Origin of the sequence: Microcoleus sp. LEGE 07076, assembly GCF_015207455.1 — a bacterium.
Lineage (GTDB): Bacteria > Cyanobacteriota > Cyanobacteriia > Cyanobacteriales > Microcoleaceae > Microcoleus.
Genome location: NZ_JADEWV010000365.1, coordinates 1 through 3,479, shown reverse-complemented (window position 1 = coordinate 3,479; position 3,479 = coordinate 1). Strand labels below are relative to the sequence as shown.

Below are 3,479 nucleotides of genomic sequence, written 5' to 3'. Positions count from 1 at the left end.
GGTTTAATGCCCGAGTTGGAGAAAGTTTTGAATTGCGGATCGGAATTCACAGCGGTTCGGTGGTGGCGGGAATTATTGGGATTAGCAAATTTAGCTACGATTTGTGGGGGGATACTGTGAATGTTGCGTCTAGGATGGAGTCGAACGGATTGCCCGGTAAAATTCAAGTGACTGCGACAACTTACGAGCGTTTGAAAGACCAGTTTGTTTTTGAAGAACGGGGTGAGATTTCGATAAAAGGTAAAGGAACAATGTTGACTTATTGGTTGATTGAAGAACAAAGTAAAGTTTTTTGATTTTTTGAGGACAATTTCAATTAATATTAAAATTAGATCGAATTTGCACTTTGAGGAGGGCTAATCCTTTGCAGACAGTTGAAACAAAATCGCCGACAGCATTGAAAAGAGTCCTAGTTATTTTAATATCACTGGTAGCAGTAGCGGTACTGTCGATCGCTATTTTTATCCTAGTTCCCGGAGAAAAAACAATGTTTGCTGGAAAAAGACCTGCCAATATCGGTATTGTGTCAGGAAAACTCGCAGCGTGCCCTGCTTCCCCCAACTGCGTCAGCAGCTTCAGTCAAGATGCCGAACACCAAATTGAGCCTTTGGCATACACTTCGTCGCCGGCGGAGGCAATGGCAAAGCTCAAAGGGGCGATCGAGTCGTCGGGGAAAACTAAAATTATCACGGCAACTGATAATTACCTCTATGCGGAGTTCACCAGTGCTTTGATGGGGTTTGTGGATGATGTGGAATTTTTGGTAGATGATGGCGCAAAAGTCATCCACGTGCGATCGGCTTCGCGTCTGGGACAGTCGGATTTAGGAGTTAACCGCAAACGGATAGAAAGTATCAGAACTCAGCTAAATCAACTCTGAACTTAAAATTTCTAGCTTTCCCGAAGCCCCTCTTCCGCAAGATGAGGGGCTTTGATTTTTGTACTTGTAGTTAACAATTATTAACAGTAAGGACAGGGCAATGCGGTGTCCGGCGCGGGGAGCAGGATGCGGCACCCTGTCCCTGCGGTTCGCTAGCACAGAAGAGACGGGGCAGTATTCCTATAGTATTAAACATCCTAAATTCTACACTTCAGACTTTAGGGAGAGGTAAGTCAATAAATTACTTTATAGTATTAATTTAAGTAGACAAGCGAGGAAAAAATAGATGGCACTTCAAAAATTAGAAGAATTTTATCCTAATTATCAAGAAGAAATCTTTGCTGGAGACGACATCAAGGGATTTGATGTTTATGCCGGCGACTCTGATGAAAAAGTAGGCTCCGTTTATGACGCTTTGGTTGATGAAACGGGTCGTTTCCGCTATCTGGTAATTGATACCGGGATTTGGGTTTTTGGCAAAAAAGTCTTGCTGCCTATCGGCTCGGCCCGCTTCGACTACGGAGCGCGTCGCGTCTATGCTACAGGCCTTCGCAGCAAAGAGCAAGCAGAAAAGTTGCCTGCTTACAATGAATTAGAAGCAGTAGATTACGATCGCGAAGAACAGGTAAGAGGCGTTTATCGCAATCAAGGCACTGCCGCCAGCGCTGCAACTCCTGCTAGCTACGATCGCAGCAGCTACAGCTACGATCTCGATCGCCCCCTCTACGAAACCAACGAACAGCAGCACCAAAATCTCAAGCTTTACGAAGAACGCTTGATTGCTAACAAAACCCGCGCCAAAACAGGCGAAGTAGCAGTTGGCAAGCGCGTGGAAAATGAAACAGCGCGAGCTTCAGTACCCATCGAGAAGGAACGAGTCGTAATCGAGCGAGTAACGCCTGTAGAAGCAGGTCAAGTAGTGTCAGTCGGTGAAGCTGACTTCAAATCAGGGGAAGTTGCGCGGATGGAAGTCTACGAAGAAACGGCCGACATTCACAAGGAAGCCTACGTGCGCGAAGAAGTCAACGTCAAAAAAGAAGTTGTTCGCAGCACGGTTGAAGGCGAAGAAACCTTGCGCCGTGAAGAATTGGACGTTAAGACGGACGGCACTGCAGTTGTAGATAAGAATAAAAATATCTAAACCAACCGCAGCAGGTATTGAATAGGAATTGCCGATCGATCGCATAATTCTGTCACCGCGCTGGTTTGAATTGTGGCAAGATCGAGCAATTCTTATGTAACAACGCAGTACGCGATCGCTCGGACCGAAGTTGAAACCAGGTTTAGAGAAACTTTCGTCCGATCGCCTGCCGACTCAAGAGGGTAAAGTATTTTTTTTTACCCCCCAGTCTTCTTAACCCAAGCGTATTGCTATATAAGGGGGCGGGTGGGGTAAAAAAAATGTCTGGTTTTGGCAAAGTTTATGCACTTCCCCCGCCTCAACCAATTCATAATAAAAATCCTTAAGCAGGAAAAGTTTAAAAAATGAGCGGTCAAGCATCAGCAGAAAAAATAGCAGCGGCCAAATCAATTACTCGTCTCAACCGGGTGCCGGAAAAAGTCAGAACTAAGCTAAAAAGTTTTACAGTTAAAGACAATCAAGGTCACTTGGTAGGTAAAATAAAAGATGTATATTTTGATGCAAAGGGTGAGTTAAACTTTGTGGTAGCAGGGTTAGGTAGCGAAAAACCCCGCATTTTTTTAGTAAGTATTAAGTTGCTAAAAAAAGTAGATTATCACCAAAAAGCTTTGTTTGTAAGTATTAATTCCGAGGAAGTCGAACTGCTGCCGGAAATTTCGGCAAATGTCGAGCCTCAGCCTGTAGAACATCCCTCAGAAGCGCTGAGCGAATTTACCAATAGCGAGTCAACCAATCCCTCAACAGTTATGTCAAATCTAACAGATGCCGATCGCACAAATGAACAATTAGAGACAGAGGAAGCCGAGGAAGATGTTGATATTGTCGATGGAGAAGTAATTCGCCTGCTAGAAGAACGATTGGTGATCAATCGCAGCAAGCGCAAAGTCGGCGAAGTCATTGTCCGCAAAGAAATTGAGACTCGGATGGTACAAGTGCCCATCCAGTGGGAAAAGCTGATTGTCGAACAAGTCGGCGACGATCCGAAGGTGTTGGCCGAAATAGATTTGGGCGAGGGAAGTATCACGGGTATAGATTTGACGGAGATTAAGAGCGATCGCCAGGAACCGACTGTTAAGGCTGAGTTTACTTCTGTGCAGAAAGCTAGCAAAATCTTAAATTCGATCGCCTCTCAACCCCGCCACGGTTGCGTTAAAGTCCGCATAGAACTCGTTCTGGAAAACCAGCAACTAGAAGAAACTTACCAAAAATGGATGACGGAAAACCACTCAGATAGTTAAATAAAATTAGTTTGTAGCAAGGAATGCAAGTCCTCTGATATCGTGTTCTGTCGATTGAAAACGATAAGATTGGTTAGCGCGTGCGGACTTTAGTCCGCACGCGCTAACCGTTTTTGTTACGATAGTCGATCGGACAGAATATGATTGATTTTTATGAGGACTTGCATTCCTTAGGATCGTGAATTAAATAATTTACACATAATTGTGGGATGGGCTATAG

4 protein-coding genes are annotated in these 3,479 nt (G+C 44.6%); all 4 read left to right on the top strand.

What is annotated here, in order from left to right; all coding sequences use genetic code 11:
• Positions 1-296: adenylate/guanylate cyclase domain-containing protein (locus IQ270_RS29075; protein WP_228056804.1), on the top strand; the 296-nt coding region annotated here is incomplete at its 5' end.
• Positions 297-364: 68 nt separating this feature from the next.
• The gene (locus IQ270_RS29070) at positions 365-880 is read left to right on the top strand and encodes a DUF1499 domain-containing protein (RefSeq protein WP_193976586.1); all 516 of its coding nucleotides are present in this window, start codon (positions 365-367) and stop codon (positions 878-880) included.
• A 286-nt stretch (positions 881-1,166) separates the two neighbouring features.
• Positions 1,167-2,021 carry a DUF2382 domain-containing protein gene (locus IQ270_RS29065; protein ID WP_193976585.1) on the top strand — a complete coding sequence of 285 codons (855 nt, stop codon included), beginning with the start codon at positions 1,167-1,169 and terminating at the stop codon, positions 2,019-2,021.
• A gap of 344 nt (positions 2,022-2,365) precedes the next feature.
• A complete protein-coding gene (locus IQ270_RS29060) occupies positions 2,366-3,259 on the top strand; it encodes a DUF2382 domain-containing protein (protein WP_193976584.1) in 894 nt (297 codons plus the stop codon).
• Positions 3,260-3,479: the final 220 nt, after the last annotated feature.